Origin of the sequence: Bowmanella denitrificans, from assembly GCF_002887595.1 — a bacterium.
Lineage (GTDB): Bacteria > Pseudomonadota > Gammaproteobacteria > Enterobacterales > Alteromonadaceae > Bowmanella > Bowmanella denitrificans.
In genome coordinates this window covers 421,081-440,314 of the sequence record NZ_PEBU01000003.1, presented here as the reverse complement: position 1 = coordinate 440,314, position 19,234 = coordinate 421,081, and the positions used below count along the sequence as shown (strand labels likewise).

The following is a 19,234-nucleotide window of genomic DNA, read 5'->3' as shown; positions in this document are numbered from 1 at the left end:
GGCCACGTTAGCGAAAAGGCTGGCAAAAACACTACGAAATGATAATTCCGTAGTGCCGGATTATGCTTTCGCAGCCTTTTATGGCGGGAGTTGACGGAACTTGGCCGGGGTGGTGCCGGTAAATTTCTTAAACGCCGAGTAAAAGGTGGATAGGGAGTTGTACCCCGACGCATCAGCAACATCTTCGGCACTTAATGCGGTATCACAGAGCAGCAGAGATTTGGCATGTTCAATGCGTTTCTCATTCAGGTAATGAGGAAAAGACATCGCCAGATTGTCGTTCACAAACTGCGATAATTTGGAGGTGTTGGTGCCCAGACGTTTGGCCAGTTGCGCCAGGGTCAGGTTGGGATTAAGGAACAACTGCTCGTCGTTCATCAATTGATTGAGTCTGGTCAGCATGGCGGCGGCATCGTCGTCTGGTATTTTCTTATCCTGATAGCGATTTTGTTGGCGTTCCTTGCGGGCCAGCATCGCCATCACAATACTAAGGTAAAGGATCAGCGAAAAACTCAGCGCGCCGCTGATATAAGAGGTATAAGCACCGGTGAAATAGGCCAGCCAGATAACCGCCGTACCCAACCAGATACTCAGGCAAAGTGTTGCAGGTGTAGACAAGTCAAAGGGCTTTTGTCTGACTTGCAGCAGCCAGGGCTTAATATGCCAAAGGCTAAGCAGCAGATAAAACAGCCACACATAGTTCACCACTTTATACAGCAGATCACCCCACAGTGCGGTGTGGGTTTGATAAGGATAAAGCACGCCTATTACCAGGATGGCCGACAATGGCGCCAGCACATGGCCGAAGCTGTACCTGGAAACAGCGGACCCGCGTTGTACCGACAAGCAATACAGATATAAAAACGGCCCAATCAACAGACAGGCAGACAGCCCAACCTGCAGGAAAATTTTGGCCAGGTCCGGTGAAAAATAGAAAAACACCGATTTACCCACGCGGATGCTGAGCATCAGCAACAGGCAACCGAGCAGCAAATCGCTTTGGCTGCGATGGGTTTTGCTAAACAGGTAACCTACCAGTAACAGGGCATTAAATACGCCCAGGGCGCTGAAGAAAAAAAGCAGTTGTGCGGTCATCTAATGGTTGTCATTTCAAGCTTGTAACTGTCGGTGACCACTATATCTTCTGCATTGCGCTGGGCAACCCCTATGTATTTATCCTTAATGCCTAGCCGCCTGCTAATCCTAACCGGCTTGGTTAATTTCAGCCTGCTGTGCTTGCTTCTGTTTATTGATACCAAAGCGAAAACACAGCAGATGGGCGAGGCCCAGCATGGTGAATGACAGGATAAGTGGCATCAGCACGAATTTATCCACCAGATAACCGGCAATCAATGCCCCCAACGAGGCAGCACTGATTTTTGCAGCCGCTACCCACATATACACCTGGGCAGCAACCTGTTCGGGGGCATACTCACTGCGGGCCGCCAGGGTGCTGGCAAAAAACAGCGCATTAACCAGGCCGCAAAGCCAATAGGTAAATAGTCCTACCGGCAAAGACGGGCTTAAACCAATCCCTATCAAGGTGAGCAGCAATATCGCTGCATGCTGTTTGAGCAGCGTCAGGGCGTCCGCGCGCAGCGGTTTAACCATCAACAGCAAACCACCGCACAAGGTGCCGATGCCATAACAGGTGACCAGATAGGCGCCCTGTTCCTGAGCGCTTTGCCAACTCTTTGCAAGGTACACGGCGAGCACAGGTAACGCAGCCACGCTGCAGGCTGCCACTGAGGTCATAATAATAGTGGTACGTAATGGGGCAGAGCGGCTAATCAGGCGCATCACCTGCCCAACACTTTGGATCTGCGCTTTATCTGCGCCTGTTTTGGTTGCAGGGGCAGGGAAACTGAGTATGCAGATGCCCGCCAGTATCGGCAGCAGCATCAATAGCGTCAGTGCCATCTGTGTTGAGTAGCTGCCAGAGAGGACTGCCACCACCAATGGCCCCGCCGTAATACCCATGGCATAGGTTATGGCGTCCCAATTTTGCGCGCGGCGTCGGGTCTCCCGGTTTGGCCCAACCAGGCCAGTCAACTGGGTGCTCAGGCCCCCCATCAAAAAGGAGCTGCAGGTGCCACATATCAGCAGCGATGTTACTGTCAGCCACATCAGGTGCTGGTTAAAACCCATGATGGCAAGCTGAAAGAAGCCCGCGTAGATAAAAGCCGCGGCAATCAACAGGCGGCGGGGATCCCTGGCATTATCCAGCCAGCGGCCAAACAAGGGGCCGAGCAGATGCGGAAAGGTCAGACAGGCTGCCAGCGCCCCGGCGGTTTGCCCGCTGGCACCTTGCTGATTGGCCAGCAAAATAACTGCCACGGTGGAGCCGCCGGTGGCGGTTCTTGCCAAGGTGGCGGCTAGAACATACCTGAGTAACACCGGAAAGTTAAATAAGCCCACCACTCTGGCAACCTTGTACATCGGCGCTGTTCCTTATTAGCTGAGGTTTAACTGTGTCAGCAGAGTTTCAAGACTGGCCCGCTCGGCACTGGTTAAAGGTTGTAGCGGCTGGGGTAAACAGTTGCCTTCGGTGATACCCAGAATATCGGCCGCGGTGGCCATCACTCTCATGCCGCCGCGGTTGCGCACAAACAACTGCCACAGTGGCTCTAATTGCTCTGCCCATTGTACTGCCTGATGATCTTTGATGGCCTGAACTATGCGCATGGCGGTTTGCGGAAACAGGCCGCCCACCACCGACAACCACAGATCGCAACCGGCTTGCAGTCCGGCCACGGCAAATTTGTCGCCACTGACACCAATGGCCACGTTTGCCGGAACAATGGCACGTAACCTGGCCAGACGCTCTGCACCTTGTGCATTGGCAAAAGGCATACCGGGGATCTTAATCGCTGCCACATTGTTGAGCCTGGTAACCTCGGCGTACAATTCATCGCTAAAGGTAAACTGGGTGACGCCGGGATTTTCGTAAACACACAAAGGTACCGACAACTCAGCACTGACCTTGGCATAAAGATTGTAGACTTCCGCCTCAGTCAAGGGATGGTAGGACACCGGTGCCAGCAATACCGCCTTCACGCCAGCCTGCTGGGCGAGATAGGCTTTTTGCAAAACGTCTTTGGTACGTAGCGCACCAATACCCACCATCACCGGAATGCCGTCGGCCAGCGCCACGGTTTTCTCAGCCACAGACTGAAATTCAGCGTGGTCCAGATAAGGGTACAACCCGGTAGAGCCCATGGCACAGATGGAATCCACTTTGGCGTTGGTTAAACGGCTTAGTAGCTTTTCAAACGCCTGAAAATCAATACACTCATCCCGAAAAGGGGTCAGCGGAAATGCACTTAAGCCTGTAAACATTGGAACTCCTGTAGAATAGGGTTAAGACAAAAAGATGGGCTTGAGCGCGCATAGCGCTATAATGGCCCGTGACAAAAAATATATTGTCATAGGACAAAAATGAAAGTCAATATATCAGGTAACAACGCGCAGAGTATTTTTGAATCGGTGCGAGAGCTAACCCAGAGCGGCGACCTGCCCGCAGGCGCATTACTGCCGCCGGTACGCGAACTGGCCGACACGCTGGGCGTGAACCGCAATACCGTGTCATCCGCCTATCAGCGCCTGGCCAAAGCCGGTATTGCCATTACCCAGGGGCGCTTGGGTACACGCATTTGTCAGTTAACCGATGCCGGTGAGCAGGAGGGCATGACCGACACCGCCTTGTATGACCTGGCCGATGGCAGTCCTAACCGTGACTGGTTACCTGACTTAAATCAGGTGGCAAGCCGCACTCAGTTTCAACAGTACCTTTACGGTGAAAACACCCTGTTGCCGGGGCTGGCCGAATTTGGCCAGCAATGGTTTGCCCGCTGCTGCCCGGGCGATTTTGAAATCGTGCTGAGTAATGGCGCCATAGACGCCATGGAGCGTTTAATGGCGGCACATTTGCTGCCAGGCGACACTGTGCTGGTGGAGCAGCCCTGTTATATCAGCTCGGCAAATGCCATCCGTCTGGCCGGTATGAAGCTTAGCGGCGTGCAAATCGACAGATTCGGCATGCAAACCGAAGCGCTGCGTGCGGCGCTCGCCAAAGGCGCGCGTGCGGTGATTATTACCCCCAGAGCGCATAACCCAACTGGCGCTTGTCTGTCGGCAGAGCGCGCCCAGGCACTGCAGGTGGTATTGGCGGAGTATCCCAATGTATTGGTGATGGTTGATGATCACTTTGCGCTGATGGCCGAGTCTGAATACCATTCGGTTATACCCGCTACCACGCAAAACTGGGCCATATTCCGCTCGGTATCCAAAGGATTCGGGCCGGATCTGCGACTGGCCATTATCGCTGCAGACAAAGACACGGTAGCCCGTTTCAATACCCGTTTAGCCCCGGGCATGTCCTGGGTGAGCAGGGTACTGCAGGCCATGGTACTAACCTGCCTGACAGATCAGGCAGTGCAGGATAAGTTAGCAGACACCAAACTGCAGTGTGCCCGACAGCGCAATTTCTTACTTGATGCGCTGGCGGCGTACGGGGTGGCATGCCCTATGACAATCGACGGCCTGAATGTCTGGGTGCCGGTCACAGGTAACAGCCAGGCAGCAGCCTATGAATTATCCCGTAAAGGCTGGCTGGTCAGGCCTGGCACCTCGTTTGATATTAATCAGGAATCCCAGGGGCTCAGGGTAAGTATTCCGAATTTGGAGCAAGATATCGCCCAGCGCTTTGCCCGTGATCTGGCCAATATCCGGTATTAACTGACCGACTTAACATCTGAAGTGGTTCAGAGGTAGTCCTTAGTCAGTAAATTTCAAGTGTCCATTGAGTGCGATTAACGTATAAAAATGAATTAAGTGCAGTTTCAGAATACTAGTAGTTACTTTGGCGTAAGTTTCAGGGCTTTAATATACACAGCTCTGTCTTCTATGCTTTTCATTAAGTAGTTATTGGAGCTGACAATAGGGAATATCAGTATTTTCCTGTCATCTCCACTGCAGGTATTGTTGTTCTCTAAAATCGAACTCACTTTATCGGCTCGAGACTTTGCCAATCCCAAGTTAGTTAATTTGGATTCTGGTTTCACTGGCTGAGCGTCATGCATCCCCACCACAAATGCAAAACTGTAACCGTCGTCAATAAGCTCTTCGCGAATAGTGCATAGTGCTTTTTCAATCGGCTTACTTATCTCATCTTTACTGGGCTCGAACATAATCGGAGGAGAGAACTCTTTGTAGTCAAATTGATAGTTTGTGTCTTTGGTTTTCAATTCTCTTACTGCGGCAGCTAAATCTTTGAGCAGATATTCAAAATCAGGCTTTTCACTGAGACCGATAGCAATATATAAAGAACCTCCAAGTGTGATAAGAGTGGATAACAAAGTTGGTACTAACTGCAGTGCCCACTTTTGCTTGTTGCTTTGCGATGAATTGTTTGGTTTTTCAATTATTCCTAACCAAATTGACACTTTGTGAATAGACATAACAAAGGTAAATGAACACATCCAAACCAAAAAGAAAAAAATTGTTACCCAGATAAAGTCTAACTCCAGGTCTGTGCTGGGCAATAACGTCGAAGTAGAAGGAGCTTTTCCCGCAGAAATGGCTGCGATAAGATCCCTTAAATCAGAAATTTGGTTGGGAAGCTCTTCCTGTTGCTTTTGTAATTCTTGCAATAGTGCTACGTTCTTCTGAACGGATTCTTGCAGTAGCAGTAGGTCTGGTTCGGAATCTGGAACAGAATCCCTGATGAACAAGCCCGCGAGTAGAGTCAATATACAAAGCAGCACTAGCGATGTGCCTGCTTTTTTTAAGTTGTTTTGCTTGGCGGTTGAAGAGGGGAATTCTGTGAAAGTTGGCTGCCGGGAAATCTTGACTGAGGGATGATTGGAGCTGACAACTTTTAATGTATTAACTTGTTTTTTGGGCTTTCTATTTATGTGATCCGGCAGAACAAAACAGAATAGTGCAGAAACTAGAAATAACACTGAAAGAATCAACAGCGCTTCCATCGTAGACTGTTCCTTAGTATTTTATTGATACAGAATGTCTGGCGGATAAAGAGCTTAACCCAACTAAGTAATAACATCTACTCCATTGCTTTAAGCATATCCAATTGAAGTTTCTTTATGTTTTGACTTGCTAGATCTTTCTTCATTGTAAACTGACTGATAATTTTTTGTTTTGGATATGGCAAGTTACTTCGCTTTCACACTCAGCTTTGCCTTTTCTGCATGTTCGGCCCCCCAATCGCGCATCAGCATTAACAGTGGGGTCAGGGTTTTACCGTAGTCGGTCAGGGAATACTCCACATGCGGCGGAACCACATCAAACACTTCCCGTCTGATAATGCCGTCGTCCACCAATTCCTTTAACTGCATGGTTAACATCCGCTGAGTAATGCCATTGATCATACGTTTCAGGGCGTTAAACCGGCATCTGTCATTTTCCAGCAGGTTAAACAAAATTATCGGCTTCCACCGACCACCTATCACTTTAAGGGTTACGGTAACTGAGCAGCCAAAAGGTTCATCGTAGTTCATATGTGTGCCGGTTATTTGCAGTATATAAAAGGATACTACATTACAAAAATGTGCGTACTTATGTAAATAGAACTGTTGGGATAGACTCCGGAAACTCAAACTTCGGAGGAAAACATGCAAGCCGTTATCATTGAACAATTTGGTCCAGCAAGCGCGATGAGGCTGGTGGAATTGCCCACCCCTACACCAGGCCCGGATGAGGTGTTAGTCAGGGTCAAGGCCGCATCGGTCAACCCGGTGGATATACAAACGCGACGGGGCGATTACCAAAGCGCGATACCCTTACCAGCCAAGCTGGGGGTGGACTGCGCCGGAGTGATTGAACAAGTCGGCGAGGGGGTGAAAAATCTTAAAGTGGGAGATGAAGTTTTCTATGTTCCCAGGCTGCTGGCCAACGAAGGCAGCTATGCCACCCATCATGTGGAAAAGGCAGCTATTGTAGCTAAAAAGCCTGGCAGTCTGTCATTTGAACAGGCTGCCACATTGCCATTGGCTGCCGGCACTGCCTGGGAATGTTTGATAGAACGTGGGCGGCTAAAGGCCGGTGATAAGGTGCTGGTACATGGCGGCGCAGGTGGTGTTGGCGTGTATGCCATTCAGATCGCCAGGCATATCGGCGCGTATGTGGTAACAACGGCCAGTGCCAGAAATAAGGCATTTGTAGAAAGCCTTGGCGCCGATAAGCACCATAACTACCAAGAAGCTTCGTTGTACCAACAGCTTCAGCAGGATTACCCCGCGGGCTTTGACATTATTGTCGATACCGTTGGGCACCACACCATACAAAACAGTCTTGCACTGCTCGCAGATGGTGGCAGGCTGGTATCTATTGTTGATATGGCCGTACCGCAAAACCTGCTTAACGGCTGGCAGGCCAATGCCGAGCTGCATTTTGTCTTTACCACCCAATCGGCACAAAGGCTTAGCGAAATTGCCAGTGTGGTAGACGCCGGGGGGATTAAACCCATCCTCGAGCGGACTATGGGCCTGAACGATATTGTGCAGGCTCATGAACTTATCGAAGCGGGCAGTCGACAGGGCAAAATTGCTATAACGATAGATTAGTTGTCTTAGCTACCAATGCAGCCAGAGGCACTTCTCTGGCTTTTATTCTCGTTTAACTTGGTGCTGCCTGTTTTTAGATGCAAGCCTCTTTCCAGATAAATCAGAGCACTCTCAGTAAATATAAATCCTTATATTTCATTCTCTTAAGTTCATTGATGAATGCAAATTCATGGATGTGTGAGAGAAAACACCCTAACGCCTCACTAGCCACAAGAGCATAATCCCAAGCATCACGACTGTTGGAGCTCAGTGGCTTGTTAATTTGCATACAGAGCATGGGGCTGAGAGCTTGCTTTGATTTTTAAGAGACCATTTTAACTTAGTTAAAAATAATACCATTAGATGGACACCTTATGACCACCTTATACCTATTACTAAAGGCGCACTTGGCCAATGTGCCGGAAATCAAAATAACCCTACCCAGGTTTAATGACCGGCATTATGTTTGGAAAATTTTTTCTGCTTTTAGATATGTGTCCATCGTACTTTTCTCGTTTGCTCAGATTCAAGGATGTTCTAGCTTTAAACTGGCAAATATGAGCGTCAATGAAGTGTTTTATATAGCCGTGGCAAGTGGTGAAAACACCAATTACTACAGAATTACGGTAAATGCAAAAAGTGTATTGGGAGAAGCCGAGTACCAAGCTGGTTGGTATCCATCCCATGCTGTCGATAAACTTTATGGTGGCGGTTCAATTCACAACGAAACCAGAGCTATTCTTACGGAGTATGAGTTATACGAAACTTTTAATACTGCATACAAAACGGCCTATCAGAGTTATCTGACAGAGGCGAAAAATCCTGATACCAGTGAAGAGAAAATTGCCAAATTTTTGCTGACATTAAAGCGCTTAAGAGCATTGCCTGGAGAGGGAACTCCTTTACCTGAAGGGGCAAGAGAAATTGAATATGATCCGTCCGCAAATATGGCCCTTCATCATGCCGGACAAAAGTTTGTTATCGCCTTTTCTTCCAATCCCGATCAAGTGCTTCAAAATATTAAATCAACGTCCGAGTCAATAGATTCCGGTGCAACAATACAGAGGTTATCAGGCATTCTTTCCCATCAGGCGCAAAGCTCTAAAGAGATACTTAAAGTAGAAAAAGTCCAGTCTGATAAGTTTGACAGTGCCCTTGTTGACATGATGCAAAGGGTAAAGGAATCGCTCAAAGCCGGTGACGAAGTGACTGACAAGAACGTTGGTGTTGAACAAGTAAGACTGAGGGCAAACCTGGAAGCCCTGATATCCCTGACGGAGACACTGCTATGACGTTACGCATACTATCTACTCTGTCTGTCTCATCAGTCATCTTGCTCGGATGCGCGACAGCAACACTGGATGTGACTGTTGACTTGTTTGATGCCGATCCATACGAACGCCCCCCATTATCTGCCAGGAAAGCGGAAATAATGTTAACCGATTTAAGTAAATTAAAAGGTGAAGCCAGCAGGCAACATGGACTTGAATCCAGCCTGGCTGTTGAATCTAATCAATTATGTCTGTCGGCATTGAAAACGTTACAACCTGAAACAGAGAATTTTCAACATTGCGGGACCTGGAATGCGACCATGACGGTTACCGAAAAAGACTCTCCAGTGTGCAACGAGGCCAAGAATGTTTGCGATGCTCCCCGCCCGGTAGAGCAAAAGAATTTTGAAGAGAATAGTAGCTTAGAAAGCTACTTGAAGAAATTGAAAGCGAATCAGAACAAGTTTGAGCTGGAGCTTAATGTCGCAGAAACACATATAAAGCTTTACATTCAGGCCTACAAAGAGGCCTATCGGCAAATTGTGCAAGGAAAGTGTAATGCGCTTTTGAAGGGCAGTACGAAAACGTCAGAATGTATAGCGCAAGGTCTTGCTATGAATGTCATGGAATTAGAATCCAGATATTTTCCATCGCCTTATAAAAACTCCCGACGTAGAACGCAGAAAAATATTTTTGTTGAGCAAGCGTATCTCTTAGATAGGCAAGCGGTATTAAGTGATATTAGAAACTATGCAGTGCAATTTACGCCTTCCAAACTTACAGATATTGCCTGCGAAGGAGAATGTGACAACGCTGAAAGCTTGCTAAAACATGAGCTTATGCGCTTTGCAAATATTAGGGTAATTAATAATAGTGACAAATGTGAGGAGCTTGATGAAACAGAAAAGTCTGATAATAAGCAGAAATGTGTAGTCTCTGACAAAAAAGCCAAGTCAGATAGTGGGATTGGTAAAGAAGGCGTGACCAATACCCAAGAATCACCTGTTTTCTGTCAGGAAGACGGTCAATGTATTTTAACCCTCTCCGCCTTGGAATCCCTAGCTTTGAATATGGTAAATGATGTAGTGGGGAGTTACAGAGGGCTTAATCAGCAAAATTTCTACATTGACTGGCTGTATATTGAACACCTGTTAAACAGAAAACTAACCACTGCCCGGATCAATAATGAATCGGAGGCTTTCCAGTTCTGGTTGGATTACGCAAAAAGCTTGCAACAACAGATTTTCAAGCTGGCCAAACGGGCAGGTTACACTAGTAATAGTGCTGGTAGGAGCGTAGCTCAGCCCTTTGCGGATAGCAGTCTGCAAGGTTCCAATTTGGCCCTGGCAAACGAGTTGGAATCGCTGCGAAATGATCTGCCACAGAGCGCTTCTTCGCAAATGGCCCTTGAAGGTTTAGTAAAAAGCAAAACGTCATTAAACGAAATGGTAGATCGGCTGCAAAACGCAGGTGATCCGGTTTGGCGTATTGTTACTGATCCTGCATTCCGGAATCGTTGGAATCAGATCAATAAGGTGTATTTTAGAGCGGATGGTAATACTTCCGTTGTCATAGTAAGGGATGCACCAGCCAGATTCAGAACCTCTAACGCTAAGAATAATCCAACGGTGTTGGCCACTAATCAGATCATCATCAGTAAGGCGATTGCAGATGCAGCAATAGACACTGTAGGCGTTTTTACAGGTGTGCCATTTCCCTCAGGAAATTCTAAGCAAGAGCAGCCAACTAACCCGCAGAGCTCCCCCTCTGTCAATGTCGGCGTAGAGAAAGAAACGCTTACCCTAGCCTTAGCTAAGCGCAATAAGGTGTTAACAAATCTGAAGGGTGAATTGAATAAAATTCTGTTCTCCATCGCCGACGCAGATAAAACAAATGCGTCAGATATTAAAGAGGCTAAAGAAGGGTTGGATGCCATCTTGTCTGCCTATAAGTCTGTGCTGGAAGCAGGGATGAACAACAATGTCCAGTAATCCACAACAAACAACTGACGGAGCACAACGTTCGGTGACACGTCAAATTACTTCAGAAAGAATATTTCTCTGGTTAAAAAACAATGCCTTGTGGTCGGGCATTTGTTTGGTTTGCGTCTGGTCTGCATATTTTCTGGTTTATAGAAGCTTGATAGATGGGCTTAACGTACATCATTCCACATGGCTTTTTCATCTCTTGCCGTTATTAGTTGCTGTTATTACTTTAGGAATTATTTACCTTGCTACGGCAGATTTAATAATTGACAAGAACGGCCATATACCCGTTAAGCAACTGAATATTAATCGCGGGTTGATGGGGCTGGCATACATGTACCTTATTTTATGGGCGTGTGTGTTGGTTTTTCTTTTGTTAAATACCCAGCCACTAGTTTTTGAAGCCGAGGACGAATCAGAATGCTATCAGAAAAATATTATTGCTGTTATTCCTGGTTGTGACTTTTCTCTACCGGAATCCATCGATACGACTGAGGGCAAGACAGATCGAATGCCAAATGGGGCTGAGTATTGTGGTGATATCCCGCCTCAATGGGTATTAGTGCTGGGAGGTATGATTCTGGATTGTCAGGTGGACGGTACATGCCGAAGCCAGTTGTCTTGCCCGAGTGAGAAGCGCCAAGTGAGTAAACAAGCGGCCAATTGTCATAATGCACTGGATAGATTGTTTGGTCAGCAAGACAACGCTGTTTGCGCCGATACCAGCTTCGCAGAGTTGCAGTTGCTGCAAGGGCAACTGCAAAAGAAAAGACAACGACTACACAATCAGAAGCAATGCCTGTCCATTGGGAATGGCCCGGATATTTGTGGTCAACCGACACTGGATTTGACCAGAAAGGATATCAGTCGAATCGATGAACTTTTAGAATCAATTTCGTTGCAACTGGCTCAAGCTAAAGTCAATGAAATGTTAGACAAGAACTTACCTGGAGCCCCTGTATTAGGAGGCGTTGTAGTGCCTATCTACTTCATTGCCTTAGCTATTTTTGGGGCCTTAGTGGCGATGGCTCGTAAATTACCGGAGTTTCAGAGTCGCCTGGATGCCAACTACAGTGAAACCTACGAAGACGATCTTGCATCCAATCTTTCCAAAGACCAGCCACTGAACCCAAGTCAACTTCCTGAGTTACTGGTGTTTCAGGTTGTTCAGGTGATTTGTGCCCCTGTTATTGCCATCGTCGCATACGCTCTGGTGGATCCGGAACAATTGTATGTTGGCGTCGTAACTGCATTTGCTGTGGGGTTTTCATCTGAGTGGGTGTTGCTGCTGATCAGAAATGTGACTGATAAGTTAGGTGCGGCCGCTCCAAGAGGCCCACGTATTCGGAAAATCAGAGAGAAGGCTGAGCAACAACTTGCAATCGCAGTCGACAGTATACAACTGCCAAGCGGTGAGGCCAGAGTCGGTGACAGAGTGGTGTTGGTTCAACCGGTAAACCAATACATGATTGGTAGTGAATTCGTCATCACATCTATCAAAGTTGACGCCATTACTGTCCGTGAAGTAGATGGAAAGGCCACCTTGTCCAAGGCACCCCATTTCTTTGATCTAAAAGTTATTCAAACCGAATACGTTAGCCTTACACAACCAAATGGATAAGCCATGAAAGCTCATTACCGAACCACCAGCAGTAATGGACTAAGGTTAAGAAAATCTCCGCATGATGGTGAGACGTTAAAGGTACTGCCAAGCCATACACTGCTAACTGGTATGGGCGAAGAAACCTGGGTCAAAGTGAGCACGGCAGATGGGCAAATTGGCTACGTGCTCAAGGATTTTCTTGAGCCAGTATCCGGACCTTTTGCTTCAGCACAGAATGAGATTGTTTGCTACACAGCAAAGCACCAGGCCATAGAAAGCGACAGCCCCATATTGATTAATCGCGACTTTTTGCAAAGCGTGGAAAAAATGGAAGAGTTGGCTGCCGCGCATTCGATTAATTTGACTGTCACCAGCAGTTTTCGCAACCCCAAAGTGCAATTAAGAAATACGGTCGTCGTGCCTTCAAATATGTCTAATCATCATGTTGGCCATGCATTGGATGTAAACTTCTTATACAAAGGGAAGCTTTATGGTTGCAGTTCATTTACTGATAGATGCGGCCCGCCTTCTGAAGTCTGCAGATTTATCCGCGAAGTAAAAAAGACGGTTCCCTCTATTCGCTGGGGGGGAGATTTCACAGTGCCTGACTATATACACTTTGACGATGGGTTAAATGTGACGAATCCACAGCAGTTCTTAACCAAATTACATAAGTACTGGCTGGATTGATAGGAACTGGTTAAGAAGATGCAATGTGCTGCCCGTCAGGGCTCGGAATGACATTTTAACGTCTGCTGGCTAAAGTAAGCGGCCAGATCGGCGGCGTCCTGGTCGCTGAGTTTGGCCACCATAGGCTTCATCAGCGCACTCATACCGCCGCTGCGCTGGCCGTCGCGATAGGCCTTAATGGCTGATTCCAGGTACTGGGCATGCTGGCCTGCCAGATTCGGGTACATGGCCGCGATGCTGTTGCCATCAACGCCATGGCAGGCGGCGCAGGTGGCGGACTTGGTCTTGCCAGCCTCGGCATTGCCAGCGGCCAGTGCACTGCTGGCCAGTCCAACAGACAAGATAGCCACTAATGTCAGGTATGTTGCTTTCATAAATGTCTCCAAACTTATGTAAAAATGCGGTCGCTGCCAGATAGTGTCAGCCTCAGGGCTGGTAAAAATCCACCGAGGAATTCACTACCGGCGTGACGATATTGGCGCGCACCACGTAATCACCAAAGCCTTCCCCGTGCAGTTTGTTTTGGCTCCATTGGCTTATCAGCCCTTCCAGTGTTTTTAAGATATCCTCGATTTGCTTATTGCTTTGATACAGCCTGGGAATACGTGTGCCCTGGCGGTTTCCGCCCAGGTACAAGTCATAGCGGCCCAGCGCCCGGCCCACCAGACCCACTTCGGCCAGCATGGCGCGGCCGCAGCCGTTGGGACAGCCGGTGACGCGAAAAATAATCGACTCGTTGGCCAATTGCTGCGCCGCCAGTATATCGTCCAGATGCTCAATCAGCTCGGGCAGCACGCGTTCCGCCTCAGCCATGGCCAACGGACAGGTAGGGAAGGAAACACAGGCCATGGCGTCTTGCTGCTGGGGTGTCAGGTGTTGGTTTACCAAACCATGTTCCACTGCAATGGCATTGATGTCTTGCACATCCTCAGGGGCAACACCGGCGACAATAATGTTCTGATTCGGCGTCAGGCGAAAATCGCCTTTATGCATGGCGGCAATTTGGGCCATCCCGGTTTTGCGTAATAGACCCGGTTGGTCAATCAGGCGGCCACTGGGGATAAACAACGTCAGATGCTGCTTGCCGTCGATGCCCTGTATCCAGCCAATACGGTCACCGCGGCTGGTGAAGGCATAGGGTTTGATGGGGGCAAACTGGCAACCGGCCCGCTGTTCTACCTCGGCTTTGAAGATATCGACTCCAACCCGGTCCAGGGTGTATTTGGTTTTGGCATTGCGCCTGTTGCTTCTGTTGCCCCAGTCCCGTTGGGTGGCAACCACTGCTTCGGCAATGGCCAGCACATGGTCTAAGGTGATAAAGCCAAACTCACTGGCCAAACGCGGATAGGTACTGGTATCGCCATGGGTCATGGCCAGCCCACCGCCGACCAGCACGTTAAAACCAATAAGCTGGCCGGCCTGTTCGATGGCCACAAAGTTCAGGTCGTTGGCATGAATATCCACGTCGTTTTGCGGCGGGATCACAATGGCGGTCTTAAATTTGCGCGGCAGGTAATGCTGGCCCAGTATCGGCTCACTTTCCGGCTGCTCTACCTTTTCGCCGTCCAGCCAGATTTCCGCATAGGCGTTGGTTTTGGGCAGCAGATGTTCAGAGATTTTCTTAGCCCATGCATAGGCCTGCTGGTGTAATTCGCTCTCCACCGGGTTAGACGTACAGAGCACATTACGGTTGACGTCACCGGCGGTGGCTTTGGCATCCAAACCCAGTTGGTTCAGCAGTTGGTGAACCGGCTTGATATTGTGTTTCAGCACGCCGTGCAGTTGCACGGCCTGGCGGTTGGTCACCCGGATAGAGCCGTATTCCGTGCTGTTGCCAGCGAAGGCATCAATGCCCAGCCATTGTTTAGGGTTGATAATGCCGCCCGGCAACCTGACTCTGAGCATTACGCTGTGCAGTGGCTCAAGTTTCTGCTTAAGGCGTTCAGCGCGTATATCCCGGTTGTCCTGCTGATACATACCGTGAAAGCGAATTAACTGAAAATTGTCACCGTTAAATCCGCCGGTGAGTTGATCGTTCAGATCTTCGCGAATGGTGCCGCGCAGAAAGTTACTTTGTGCTTTAAGGCGCTCGTTGTCGGATAAGGGTGTTTTTTTCATCATTGCACTCTTGTCGGGGCAGGGCGTTACCAAGCGCCACTGCCAGCGTAGAAGATGGTTTCTCTGGTCAGCGACTCGCCACTGGCCAGTTCCTCGATATAAAAATGAATGTCAGTTTTTTTCTGCTCCGGGGTGTCGGGCACCGACACCGCCAGCGCCGTGGTGGCATGCTCACCGGCGCCCACTTCAATCTGAGTTGGGCCCTGTATCTGCAGGCCGTTAAGCCCGTCCACCCGAATGCGGTAGTGTTTGCTGTGCTGGGATTTATTCAGGGTTTTCAGCACAAAGGTGTTTTCAATATCGCCCTGGTTATTAATACGGTACAGGGATTGGCGATCGCGGATCACGCTGACCTCGAAGTCGTGGCGATGCATCGCCCAGGCAAACATCATCGTCACCGTTAGCAGCACCGCCGCGCCATAGCCCAGATGCGCGGCCCAGGCGGTTTTACTGCCGCTTTCGGCGGCGTAGCGAATCAATCCTTTGGGGTAGTTGAATTTATCCATGGTGGCGTCACAGGCATCTACGCACAGTCCGCAGTTGATACAGGCGTATTGCAGGCCGTCACGAATGTCGATACCTACCGGGCACACCTGCACGCACAGGGTGCAGTCAATGCAATCGCCCATGTCCTGAGGCTTGGCAGCACTGCGCTTTCTCGGCCCACGTGACTCGCCGCGGGCAGCGTCATAGGCCACCAGTTTGGTGGATTTCTGGAACATGGCAGACTGGAAGCGCGAGTAGGGGCAGATATGCTGGCACATTTTTTCCCGTAACCAGCCGCCGTTAATATAAGTACAAGCCGCAAAGAACCACACCCAACCCTGGATAAGCAGGCTGGCTTCTAAGGTAAAGAAGGATGAATACAACTGTCTGGCGGGCACAAAATAGGAAATAAACACCAATCCCGTAGCCAGTGACAGCGCGCCCCACAAGCTATGTTTAAGGGCTTTTTTGGCCAGCTTGGCTGAACTCCAGGGCTGTTTGTCCAGAGTGCGGCTGTGGCTTTGGCTGCCTTCCACCCGCCGCTCAACCCAGTTGAACATTAAGGTCCACACGGTTTGCGGGCAGGCGTAACCACACCAGACCCTGCCATACAGTTGGGTCACATAAAACAACAGAAACGCGCCGAGGATAAACAGCAGGGCGAAAATCGCCAGGTCATGCGGGTACAAAGTGACGAAAAACACATCCAGGGTTTGCTGGCCAATATCAAACTGTACCGCCTGGCGGCCATTAAAATGCAGCAGCGGCAGCAGTACAAACAACCCCACCAATAAAAAATTCAGATAGCGGCGGATACGCTGGAAGCGCCCACTTTGCTCACGGATATAAATCTTGGCCGGCGAGGCAGGCACCTTAAGAATAATGTGCTGCTCAGAGATGGATGAATGATCCATGTTACCCCCACAGGAACTGGCTGAAAGACCCGCGGAAGTGTAAGGATTAATTCTGTCTGTAATAGATACAATAAAGTAAATTACAATAGGTACAGATTGCGTGGTTAAAGCAGGCCTATGACGAGTTTTATATACGAACAACTGGCACAGCATTTCAGTGAGCAAATCCACACCGGATTATGGCGGCCACAGCAGCGGCTGCCGTCTATCCGTCAGCTTAGTGAGCAGTTTGGGGTGGCTAAGATCACCGTGCAGCACGCCCTGCATAAACTCGAAGCCAGCGGCCTGGTGGAAGCCAGACCCCGCTCCGGTTATTTTGTCAGCCAGCGCACTGTGCCCGGCGTGCCTTCCACCCGGCGGTTGCTTAACACCCAGCCAAGCCTGGTGAATATGCCGCTGATTTTTCAGGACATTATGGCAAGAAGCGCGGCCTTTGATCTGTGCCCCGGCGCGCCTGTGCATGAACCTGTTAACCATCTGCTGCAGCTTAATCGCCATATTGGCAGGGCCATGCGTCAGCATCCCTACAATAAAGCGGTGTACTACACCGGTCCGCAAGGTAATCCGGCCCTGCGCGAGCAGATTGCGCTGCTTTACCGCGGCCGTAATTGTGCGCTGGATGCCGCGGCGCTGTGTATTACCGCGGGCTGTCAGAACAGCCTGTTTCTGGCGCTGATGAGCTGCTGCGAACCCGGCGACACGGTAGCGGTGGAAAGCCCTGCCTTTTATGGTGTATTGCAACTGTTGCAGCAACTGCGATTGAAAGTGGTGGAAATTCCGGTGTCGCCGACGCTGGGCCTGAAAGCCGCCGATCTGGAAGCGGTAATACGTAAATGGCCGGTGAAGGCCTGCGTGGTCACGGCCAGTTTTGCCACCCCGACCGGGGCTTCGATTCCCGGCGAGGAAAAGCGCCAGTTGGTGGCACTGGCAGATAAGTACGAGCTGACGTTAATTGAAGACGATATTTACGGCGATCTGGGTTTTCACTTTCGCCCCGAGCCACTCAAAGCCTTTGATAAGAACGGCAATGTGATTCTATGCAGCTCCATTTCCAAATCGCTGTCCAGGGATTTGCGCTTAGGCTGGGTAGCCGGTGGCCGTCACCATGACAAGATTGTGCATTTAAAGCTGATAAACCAACTGGCCAGCGGTCAGGCCATGCAAGAAGGGCTGGCCAGCTTTATGGCCGAAGGGCATTACAAACGCCACCTGCTGCAATATCGTCAGCAGTTAAAACGCCAGCGCGACGATTTACTTAAGGCCTTAAACGAGCTTTGGCAATTTCCCTTTCGCTACACCGTACCCGAGGGCGGCATAGCACTATGGCTGGAGCTGCAAAAACAGCAGGACACCAGCCGTTATTATCAGCCGCTGTTAAAGGAAAATATTGTGATCACCCCAGGCGCCTTGTTTTCTACCCAGGGGCATTTTAATCACTACCTGCGCCTCAGCTTCGCCCACCCGGCCACCGGCCCAAGACGCCAGGCCCTGGCCCGACTGGCTGAGATATTTGCTGGTCGGGGTTAGGTTGTTGGCAACAAAAGATCAAGCTGACTTGCTGTGTGGTTTGGCTCTTGTGCTTGAAGTGGGTGATGGGGCAGGGGGGCAAGTGTTCTGACCCTTCGAGCACTGAGCTAGTATAGGTTAAGCCTGCTTGGTCTGTTTACTGGCAAGTATTACCTGGCGCTGCATTTCGTTTGCGCCTTGCATTACTTTGCTGAACACTTTCTTTTTCTCGGCAGACGATGCCGTGCGAAAAAAAGTGGAAAAATCGCTGTCAGCACTCTGTTTTGAGCGGTTAAAAATCATGACCTTACCCTTTGTTTACTGACTTCAGTGCATTCTGGCCGAACTATCTAGTTTCGTCCAGCCCCTGATCCAGCTTGTTGAGTGCCTCTCTCAAGGACTCGCGAGTATACTTTTGGGCAATATGGCTGTCAATTTTGCTGATATTGTCCTTATATGCCACGGTCCTATCAATATCCTTATGGAATAGCATTACCCGTATCTTGGAGCCGTATATGGCTTTGAGTTGATTGACTACAGTCTGAGCGCTAAAAAACTGCTCTATAAAGACTTCCCGCTCTATACGACGCCCCTCGACAGTCTCTCGCTTTTGCACGAAATCCCAGGCAAGTAAAGGATCCATATAGACATAAACAATCACTACGAAGCGCTTCTTACGTAAAGCCCGGTCAATGTTCTTCTTGGCTATGTCCAGCTTGGACAATGTTCCGTCGAGGATAAAGCTCTGCTTGTTGGCAAAAGCTTTATCTAAAATGCGTTCAACAAGTATGGATACGGCGCGGTGGAACAAATAGGAATTTGCACCGTTATAACCAGGTACAAATTGTCGCAGCTCATCAGCATCTATACGAACAACTCTTTGTTGAGGATCTAGTGCCTTTAGCATTTCGATTGAGGTTTCGGTTTTTCCTGCACCTGGAGAGCCGGCCATAAATATGGCAACTGGATTTTCCTCGGCAGGAAAGCGTTCTTTGCATGTATAACTTGCAGCAATTTTGTTCTTGTTGGCACCAACTTTGGCCCATGCTGCTGCGGCTTCTTCCGTGCGTTTTTCTTCATCGCTTAGGGGCATGCTACA

Annotated in this window: 17 protein-coding genes; 7 read left to right on the top strand and 10 right to left on the bottom strand. The window is 49.3% G+C overall.

What is annotated here, in order from left to right; genetic code table 11:
* Nucleotides 1-78 precede the first annotated feature (78 nt).
* The 3 genes from CSR04_RS08735 to CSR04_RS08725 form a co-directional block, all read right to left on the bottom strand.
* A complete protein-coding gene (locus tag CSR04_RS08735; RefSeq protein WP_102795879.1) occupies nucleotides 79-1,095 on the bottom strand; it encodes an AraC family transcriptional regulator in 1,017 nt (338 codons plus the stop codon).
* Between the two features lie 108 nt (nucleotides 1,096-1,203).
* Nucleotides 1,204-2,439 (bottom strand): MFS transporter, encoded by a 1,236-nt coding sequence (locus CSR04_RS08730; protein ID WP_102795878.1) that lies wholly within the window; start codon nucleotides 2,437-2,439, stop codon nucleotides 1,204-1,206.
* A 15-nt stretch (nucleotides 2,440-2,454) separates the two neighbouring features.
* The gene (locus CSR04_RS08725; protein WP_102795877.1) at nucleotides 2,455-3,339 is read right to left on the bottom strand and encodes a dihydrodipicolinate synthase family protein; all 885 of its coding nucleotides are present in this window, start codon (nucleotides 3,337-3,339) and stop codon (nucleotides 2,455-2,457) included.
* Nucleotides 3,340-3,438: 99 nt separating this feature from the next.
* Between CSR04_RS08725 and CSR04_RS08720 the strand changes: the two genes are divergently transcribed.
* On the top strand, nucleotides 3,439-4,737 hold the full coding sequence (locus CSR04_RS08720) for an aminotransferase class I/II-fold pyridoxal phosphate-dependent enzyme (RefSeq protein WP_102795876.1): 1,299 nt from the start codon (nucleotides 3,439-3,441) through the stop codon (nucleotides 4,735-4,737).
* A 119-nt stretch (nucleotides 4,738-4,856) separates the two neighbouring features.
* Here CSR04_RS08720 and CSR04_RS08715 read toward each other — a convergent pair whose 3' ends face one another.
* On the bottom strand, nucleotides 4,857-5,987 hold the full coding sequence (locus tag CSR04_RS08715) for an OmpA family protein (protein WP_102795875.1): 1,131 nt from the start codon (nucleotides 5,985-5,987) through the stop codon (nucleotides 4,857-4,859).
* Between the two features lie 186 nt (nucleotides 5,988-6,173).
* Nucleotides 6,174-6,518 carry a winged helix-turn-helix transcriptional regulator gene (locus CSR04_RS08710; RefSeq protein WP_102795874.1) on the bottom strand — a complete coding sequence of 115 codons (345 nt, stop codon included), beginning with the start codon at nucleotides 6,516-6,518 and terminating at the stop codon, nucleotides 6,174-6,176.
* Between the two features lie 114 nt (nucleotides 6,519-6,632).
* On the opposite strand from CSR04_RS08710, the gene CSR04_RS08705 reads away from it, so the two are divergent.
* The 5 genes from CSR04_RS08705 to CSR04_RS08685 all read left to right on the top strand — a co-directional run bounded on the left by CSR04_RS08705 (nucleotide 6,633) and on the right by CSR04_RS08685 (nucleotide 13,111).
* A complete protein-coding gene (locus CSR04_RS08705) occupies nucleotides 6,633-7,583 on the top strand; it encodes a zinc-binding dehydrogenase (RefSeq protein ID WP_216362530.1) in 951 nt (316 codons plus the stop codon).
* Nucleotides 7,584-7,936: 353 nt separating this feature from the next.
* On the top strand, nucleotides 7,937-8,854 hold the full coding sequence (locus tag CSR04_RS08700; RefSeq protein ID WP_102795873.1) for a hypothetical protein: 918 nt from the start codon (nucleotides 7,937-7,939) through the stop codon (nucleotides 8,852-8,854).
* Nucleotides 8,851-10,824, top strand: coding sequence for a hypothetical protein (locus CSR04_RS08695; RefSeq protein ID WP_102795872.1), 1,974 nt, complete (start codon nucleotides 8,851-8,853; stop codon nucleotides 10,822-10,824). Before CSR04_RS08700 ends, CSR04_RS08695 begins: the two co-directional genes overlap by 4 nt.
* Nucleotides 10,814-12,439 carry a stage II sporulation protein M gene (locus tag CSR04_RS08690; protein ID WP_146027133.1) on the top strand — a complete coding sequence of 542 codons (1,626 nt, stop codon included), beginning with the start codon at nucleotides 10,814-10,816 and terminating at the stop codon, nucleotides 12,437-12,439. Before CSR04_RS08695 ends, CSR04_RS08690 begins: the two co-directional genes overlap by 11 nt.
* Before the next feature lie 111 nt (nucleotides 12,440-12,550).
* Nucleotides 12,551-13,111 (top strand): M15 family metallopeptidase, encoded by a 561-nt coding sequence (locus CSR04_RS08685; protein WP_172449294.1) that lies wholly within the window; start codon nucleotides 12,551-12,553, stop codon nucleotides 13,109-13,111.
* A gap of 35 nt (nucleotides 13,112-13,146) precedes the next feature.
* On the opposite strand, the gene CSR04_RS08680 is transcribed toward CSR04_RS08685, so the two are convergent.
* Genes CSR04_RS08680 through ccoG form a run of 3 tightly spaced genes read right to left on the bottom strand, consistent with a single transcriptional unit; the run spans nucleotide 13,147 to nucleotide 16,629 of the window.
* Entirely contained in the window at nucleotides 13,147-13,485 is a 339-nt protein-coding gene (locus CSR04_RS08680; protein WP_102795869.1) for a c-type cytochrome, read from the bottom strand.
* 52 nt (nucleotides 13,486-13,537) lie between these two features.
* Nucleotides 13,538-15,232, bottom strand: a complete 1,695-nt coding sequence (gene cysI / locus CSR04_RS08675) for an assimilatory sulfite reductase (NADPH) hemoprotein subunit (RefSeq protein WP_216362529.1) — start codon at nucleotides 15,230-15,232, stop codon at nucleotides 13,538-13,540.
* Between the two features lie 23 nt (nucleotides 15,233-15,255).
* Nucleotides 15,256-16,629, bottom strand: coding sequence for a cytochrome c oxidase accessory protein CcoG (gene ccoG / locus CSR04_RS08670; protein ID WP_102795867.1), 1,374 nt, complete (start codon nucleotides 16,627-16,629; stop codon nucleotides 15,256-15,258).
* Nucleotides 16,630-16,746: 117 nt separating this feature from the next.
* Here ccoG and CSR04_RS08665 point away from each other — a divergent pair, with 117 nt between their 5' ends.
* Nucleotides 16,747-18,156, top strand: coding sequence for an aminotransferase-like domain-containing protein (locus CSR04_RS08665; RefSeq protein WP_102795866.1), 1,410 nt, complete (start codon nucleotides 16,747-16,749; stop codon nucleotides 18,154-18,156).
* Nucleotides 18,157-18,273: 117 nt separating this feature from the next.
* Here the strand turns inward: CSR04_RS08665 and CSR04_RS24910 are convergent, their stop codons facing one another.
* Entirely contained in the window at nucleotides 18,274-18,438 is a 165-nt protein-coding gene (locus tag CSR04_RS24910) for a hypothetical protein (protein WP_172449293.1), read from the bottom strand.
* Nucleotides 18,439-18,481: 43 nt separating this feature from the next.
* The gene (locus tag CSR04_RS08660) at nucleotides 18,482-19,228 is read right to left on the bottom strand and encodes a zeta toxin family protein (protein ID WP_102795865.1); all 747 of its coding nucleotides are present in this window, start codon (nucleotides 19,226-19,228) and stop codon (nucleotides 18,482-18,484) included.
* Nucleotides 19,229-19,234 lie beyond the last annotated feature (6 nt).

What these genes read in the sequence shown, in the direction of transcription:
- CSR04_RS08735 (WP_102795879.1), bottom strand. Translation starts at nt 1,095, where the DNA reads ATGACCGCACAACTGCTTTTTTTCTTCAGCGCCCTGGGCGTATTTAAT.
- CSR04_RS08730 (WP_102795878.1), bottom strand. Translation starts at nt 2,439, where the DNA reads ATGTACAAGGTTGCCAGAGTGGTGGGCTTATTTAACTTTCCGGTGTTA.
- CSR04_RS08725 (WP_102795877.1), bottom strand. Translation starts at nt 3,339, where the DNA reads ATGTTTACAGGCTTAAGTGCATTTCCGCTGACCCCTTTTCGGGATGAG.
- CSR04_RS08720 (WP_102795876.1), top strand. Translation starts at nt 3,439, where the DNA reads ATGAAAGTCAATATATCAGGTAACAACGCGCAGAGTATTTTTGAATCG.
- CSR04_RS08715 (WP_102795875.1), bottom strand. Translation starts at nt 5,987, where the DNA reads ATGGAAGCGCTGTTGATTCTTTCAGTGTTATTTCTAGTTTCTGCACTA.
- CSR04_RS08710 (WP_102795874.1), bottom strand. Translation starts at nt 6,518, where the DNA reads ATGAACTACGATGAACCTTTTGGCTGCTCAGTTACCGTAACCCTTAAA.
- CSR04_RS08705 (WP_216362530.1), top strand. Translation starts at nt 6,633, where the DNA reads ATGCAAGCCGTTATCATTGAACAATTTGGTCCAGCAAGCGCGATGAGG.
- CSR04_RS08700 (WP_102795873.1), top strand. Translation starts at nt 7,937, where the DNA reads ATGACCACCTTATACCTATTACTAAAGGCGCACTTGGCCAATGTGCCG.
- CSR04_RS08695 (WP_102795872.1), top strand. Translation starts at nt 8,851, where the DNA reads ATGACGTTACGCATACTATCTACTCTGTCTGTCTCATCAGTCATCTTG.
- CSR04_RS08690 (WP_146027133.1), top strand. Translation starts at nt 10,814, where the DNA reads ATGTCCAGTAATCCACAACAAACAACTGACGGAGCACAACGTTCGGTG.
- CSR04_RS08685 (WP_172449294.1), top strand. Translation starts at nt 12,551, where the DNA reads ATGGGCGAAGAAACCTGGGTCAAAGTGAGCACGGCAGATGGGCAAATT.
- CSR04_RS08680 (WP_102795869.1), bottom strand. Translation starts at nt 13,485, where the DNA reads ATGAAAGCAACATACCTGACATTAGTGGCTATCTTGTCTGTTGGACTG.
- cysI (WP_216362529.1), bottom strand. Translation starts at nt 15,232, where the DNA reads ATGATGAAAAAAACACCCTTATCCGACAACGAGCGCCTTAAAGCACAA.
- ccoG (WP_102795867.1), bottom strand. Translation starts at nt 16,629, where the DNA reads ATGGATCATTCATCCATCTCTGAGCAGCACATTATTCTTAAGGTGCCT.
- CSR04_RS08665 (WP_102795866.1), top strand. Translation starts at nt 16,747, where the DNA reads ATGACGAGTTTTATATACGAACAACTGGCACAGCATTTCAGTGAGCAA.
- CSR04_RS24910 (WP_172449293.1), bottom strand. Translation starts at nt 18,438, where the DNA reads ATGATTTTTAACCGCTCAAAACAGAGTGCTGACAGCGATTTTTCCACT.
- CSR04_RS08660 (WP_102795865.1), bottom strand. Translation starts at nt 19,228, where the DNA reads ATGCCCCTAAGCGATGAAGAAAAACGCACGGAAGAAGCCGCAGCAGCA.